The organism is Moorena sp. SIO3I6 (genome assembly GCF_010672095.1).
In genome coordinates this window covers 1-5324 of the sequence record NZ_JAAHHU010000302.1, presented here as the reverse complement: position 1 = coordinate 5324, position 5324 = coordinate 1, and the positions used below count along the sequence as shown (strand labels likewise).

The window sequence follows — 5324 nt, the reverse complement described above, 5'->3', positions numbered from 1 at the left end:
TTGATAACTGATACAATTGTTTCAACTGTAACTCCCAAACCAACTACGAACAAAGGATCTTTTCCACATCTGCTCATCCTTTTGTAAACAAATATTAATTTCGCCAGCCGTATCAAATTTGGGGGACCAACGGGGGCTTGACCAAAACCAGATGATCCCGCATTCATTCCTTAATTCAGCAACGCCGGATTGATTGCGCCTAGCTAGTAAGCGATGGACGCGCGTCCCGCTTTCAGCGATCGCGTATTCCAATTGGATTAAAGCGTTGTTCAGCCTTCCCAAACTTCTTCCATGACCATGACAAAACCAGGCAGCACTGATTCATCCCCCTTCACCGTAGCTGGATTGTCCAACTGCTCCACTTCTACCCCAGGACGGTAAATATATACTTGACGACTATTTGGCTCAATCAACCACCCCAACAGAGCGCCATTTGACCTGTACTCTTCCATCTTTTCCTTAAGACTCTTCACCCTATCACTGGGAGAGCGCAACTCAATCACAAAATCTGGGCACAGAGGAATAAACTTTTTCCTTTGTTGAGGCGTTAGGGCTTCCCACCTGTCTTTTTTGACCCAAGAAGCATCAGGGGAACGTTCTGCACCATTGGGCAGCTTAAAGCCACCAGAAGAATCAAATACCTTGCCTAGCTTTGTTTGGCGATTCCACAACTGTAGCTGAAAATTAATGTTGGAATTTTTTTGAGATGTTTCACCTCCTGTGGGGGGCATAACAATTATTTTTCCGTCTAATGTGCGCTCAATTCGTAAATCTCGATTAATCTGACAAAACTCAAAAAATTGATCATCATCCATAGCCCATGCCGGGGGCATCCTCAACACAATGGGATTGGTTTCAACAGCTGTGGTGGCTACTTTCATGACGTTCTCTATTTCCCGCACAAAAGAGTTTCTTCTATTCTAGTTAACAAAAATACGCAGTTTTTAACCTAAAAACCCAGCTAAGCTGCACGTCACTCCGCACAATTGGAGATTTTAGCACCTCCGTTCCGTTCGGAAACTTGAGTAATTTAACGGTAATGGTAGCAGCAACTACTCCTATTTACCGTAGAGGTAGAAATCTTACTTGTCTAGCTAGTAAGCGATCGCGTATTCCCATTGGATTAAAGCGTTGTTCAGCCTCCTGCTGAATTGCATCTCTCTGACGTTGACGTTCTACCAGATAGGTATCAACCTGATCTCGATGTCTGAGGTAGTAACCGATAACCAAGTAGATATCTGGTAGTTGTAGGGATGGATATTGCTCTGCGATTTCCTCTGGCGTGCATCCCTCAAGAAAAGCAGTTACGACAGTGTCCAGGGTGACGCGAGTTTTGGCAACTCGTACAACACCATGGGCATCTGTCTCTATAGGTGCAGGTTCAATGGCAATTGCTAGAGTCATAGACTTTATCAGGTTGCTATTTCATATGGTAGCAATCGACTCCCCGTTATTCTAGTTCCCATGGTTCCATGGTAGCAAAATGCTCTAGTAGCACCCGATGGACAAACATGTAGCCACCGCCAACCTTTTGCAAAAAAATACGATCAGTTGCGTAGTCTAAGAAACGAGCGTAGTTCCACGGAATGTATCCACTACGGAATAGAATTATACGCAAGACCAAATGTTGAATGCAAGCAATACCAGCATTACTTAACATACTCATGAGCAACGTACTAATCAATGCACTTATCAGCCCACCATCTAACCCAGCAATAAGTTCACCAATCAATCCAAATATCAACCCACTAAATAATCCCAGAGTTACCGCGTTAAATGCTGATCTAAATATCCCCTGATTAGGAGCTGCTTTTAACTCTAAATTAGAACCAAATAGCCCACCTATTAACCCAAAAAATAGTCCAAAAACCAGTCCAAAAAACAATCCAAAAACCGGAGCCAAAGCTAGCCCAACACTCAGCCCAACACTCAGCCTACCTATCCTTTTAATAATTTCATTAAAATTGAGTGCATTCTCTAGTGTTATTCGAGACCAATCCAGACTTTCAACAGGCTTTATTTCTTTCCTACTTCCCAGCCCCAAAAATGAACTAAAAGTTAGTCCACCCGTTAAGCCAAAAATTAGTCCACCCGTTAAGCTAAAAATTAGCCCACCCGTTGAGCCAAAAACAATTAGCACACCCGTTAAGCCAAAAATTAGCCCACACACCAATCTCAATAGAGTTGAATAAACTATCTTCTGAGTTCGATTTAGCAACCAGGTAGGCTGCATTCGTTCAATTGAAAATATAGTTTGTTCCTCCTGAAGCATCCGCTGTGCCAGCCAAGCCAACCAATACTTTGTTTGAGCTTTACTGTATCTCTGATTAGTCCGCCGACGCTTAAACATCCTCTCAATGTAGGCACTGAATAGCTGTTTGCGACGTTCTTCTACCAATTCAGTTCTAGGCAAGTCTTCAACAGCTACTCCTTGGTAAGCCATAGTCATAATATTGAGCATTAAAGGAGATTGAACTAACTCTTGCAGGACTGTATCCTCTGCAATTAATACCCTCAATCCTGTAAAATCAGCCCCCAAACTATCCAGGTAATGAGAGATTTGTTCTAAGGTGAGCAACCTCAAATAAACCGCACTTGTAAAGTTCAGACGGTTAGAGAGGGCTTGGTAGTCTTTGATGCGGCTGCAAACGACAATTTCTGCGCCGTACTGCTTAGAGAAAGTGTTCAAAGCAATAATACAATCATCTCTATAGTCAGCCTTGACTTCATCCAAACCATCTAAGAGGAGGAGCAGTTGCTGTTGGCTGACTATAGCTTGTCCAATTTTCTTAGGAACATCATACTTAGTGTTTAGTTCTTCGACTAGCCAATCAGCAATACTTTGGTTCTTATTTGCCCAAGAGGAGAGATTCAATACCACAGGAATCGGGTAAGCAACATCTTGCTCAGCACGGGCAATTAAGTCACGGGTTAGTTCTAGTAACGTTGTGGTTTTACCTGACCCTGGTTCGCCCAAAATTAGTAGCATTCGTCGCTCACCAATTTTGTCAAAAATGTCAATTACATTAGTCCCTTTTGGGAATGATTGAAGTGATGAGTTCTCATTCTCTAAAATCACGTCTGAAGGGTTAGTAACTGCATCAGGCCGTTGTTCTAGTCCCTGTTCAATTAGCACTTGCTGAAATAAAGATTTTTCTAAAACACCTTTAATCCAAAAGTTTTTGACTTTGGTAAGTAATGCCTGACGATTGCGGTACTCTTTTCGAGTTAACAGTAAATTGCTTAAATTATCGTCAATATTAATTGAATTAATACTACTTTTAAATCGAATATTGCCTTCCCTAAGGGTAATATTTTCGTAGTTATTTATAACTTTATTTGCATAACTTAAACTCTCAAGTTTATTCCCTTGAATAATGGTTGGTAAACTTTTACGATTATCGTCTAGTGTGACTCCGTTGTCATGGAGCCAACTTATATTAAAAACTTCATAATATATTCGATTTCTTACCTCAAGTATTCCTGAATCATTAGCTTTGACTAAACCGATTAATTTTAGTCTTGCGTGAGGTAAATTTCGTTCTTTATTACTTATAATTATGTCTTGCCTGATTAGAGAATAAAGATTAAGTAATTCTGCTGATTCTGATTCTCTTAAAAGACGTTCTCTTACAAAGTGCAAATTGTCATCATTTTGCTTACCACGCTTTGTCAAGAAAGTTTCTAGTACAAGCTTTTCCACAATTTTATCTACTTGAGTAGTATCCCAATTTTCCTTAGCCCACTGTGCCACAACTTGACAAGTTTTCTGGGTAAGATAGGGATGTCCTCCTGTCCAATTGATTATTTGCTTTAGTAGCTTGAATGCTTGGTCAGATCCTGGTGCCAGTCCAGCAGCAAGAGGTTTAGCTTCCTCCAAAGTGAAATCGTTTAACTCAATACGCCTTCCGATATTGAAAGGAGTCCGTTCAACAGCTTTTACTAAATCCGATGGAGAGGCTACACCCAAAAGCACAAAAGTTAGCCGCTCTAACTCCGAGTTAATCGCACGTTCGTTGTAGAGGGAACGTATAGCAGCAAAGAAGTCATCGCTATAGGATAGTGAAAGGGTAGAATCTATTTCATCAATGAATAATACAACCGAGGAAGAAACTTTCTCTAATAATATTTCTGAGATAAACATTGAATATCTATCTACTTCACTAAAGCTGGCATTTTCTCTCCACCAACTCAGGTAGTCGAAGTCTAGACGCAGTTGTCTTACAATAGGTCGAATTTGCCCTAGATACCAAGCTTCCAATCCAAGGGAAGTGCCGATGCTGGTTAAATCAATAATGGCACTACGTATATTAAATTCCTTTAATTTTACTGCGGTGCGTACCATCAAACTAGATTTGCCCATCTGACGAGTGGTTAGTACATAGCAGTACTCTCCGTTGATCAGATTGTCTAGAAGTTCCTGGTCAGTAGCACGGGGTACGTAACTACGGTCTGAAACTTTTAAGGTTCCGCCTACTACATAGTAATCTGGATCTGGGCTACTCTGGATCGGGTTGTGATCAGAATTCATGACTCATAGTCTCGTTTTAAAAAATTGTGCATAAAGCTGACATCTTGCCTGTACGGCATCAGGACTGTGTCCAAGAATTAATCCTGATTTCCGTAACCGATAAAAAATTTCGTTATTCGTGCATTTGTGTTTTCTGATAACGTCTTGCATGGCATGTCGCAAATCTGGCCATGCTTCAAGTTGCCTAAGATATCGAGATAAGTGTTCTGCAAATGGACCATCATCATCACCTGCTACTCTACAGAATTTTGGTACACTGATGCTTCTTGTAGCCATTGTATAAAAAGCCCTTCTTAACAAGTATGGATGTCCTCCTAGTAAATTGATCAGGGAGTCAATTTCACCAGATGACCGGGCTATGCTATTATGTTTACGATTCATTTCCTCAACCTTAGAACGACTCAAATCTCCTAGTTCAATAGAAATACCGACGTTGAACGGTGATTGGTTTAAATCTTGAATAAATAGAAACGCTTCTGTGGAATAGGCTAGAACTAGGTTAAGTTTTTCCCATTGCTCTTCTATAGCACGCTCATTATGCCAAGCTCGAATTAGACTAAAAAAGTCATCTCTGTAGTCATAATCGAAAACTCGATCAACATCATCAAATATCAGTAGAATAGGTAAGTCAGCGTTTTCAAGAACTTCTTCAAGCACAAAATCAGATAATATCAAATCCGGGTGTATACTTACTGTTAAGACAGAGCATGGTAAGTTTTATGCCCAAAAGGTTGACCCTGAAGCCCCACCTGAGTTGTGACGCCTTGGAACAGCGATATCGTGAAGAAAAAGA

General features: G+C 40.8%; 4 protein-coding genes. All 4 read right to left on the bottom strand.

All coding sequences use genetic code 11. From position 1 onward, the window contains the following. Nucleotides 1–269: 269 nt before the first annotated feature. Complete coding sequence (locus F6K49_RS34640; RefSeq protein WP_293095069.1) at nt 270–881, bottom strand: Uma2 family endonuclease; 612 nt, start codon at nt 879–881, stop codon at nt 270–272. A 181-nt stretch (nt 882–1062) separates the two neighbouring features. Then, entirely contained in the window at nt 1063–1404 is a 342-nt protein-coding gene (locus F6K49_RS34635) for a DUF433 domain-containing protein (RefSeq protein WP_293103962.1), read from the bottom strand. A 46-nt stretch (nt 1405–1450) separates the two neighbouring features. After that, complete coding sequence (locus F6K49_RS34630; RefSeq protein WP_293103960.1) at nt 1451–4531, bottom strand: AAA-like domain-containing protein; 3081 nt, start codon at nt 4529–4531, stop codon at nt 1451–1453. 3 nt (nt 4532–4534) lie between these two features. Further along, on the bottom strand, nt 4535–5206 hold the full coding sequence (locus tag F6K49_RS34625) for an AAA-like domain-containing protein (protein WP_293103957.1): 672 nt from the start codon (nt 5204–5206) through the stop codon (nt 4535–4537). Nucleotides 5207–5324 lie beyond the last annotated feature (118 nt).

What these genes read in the sequence shown, in the direction of transcription:
- F6K49_RS34635 (WP_293103962.1), bottom strand. Translation starts at nt 1,404, where the DNA reads ATGACTCTAGCAATTGCCATTGAACCTGCACCTATAGAGACAGATGCC.
- F6K49_RS34640 (WP_293095069.1), bottom strand. Translation starts at nt 881, where the DNA reads ATGAAAGTAGCCACCACAGCTGTTGAAACCAATCCCATTGTGTTGAGG.
- F6K49_RS34630 (WP_293103960.1), bottom strand. Translation starts at nt 4,531, where the DNA reads ATGAATTCTGATCACAACCCGATCCAGAGTAGCCCAGATCCAGATTAC.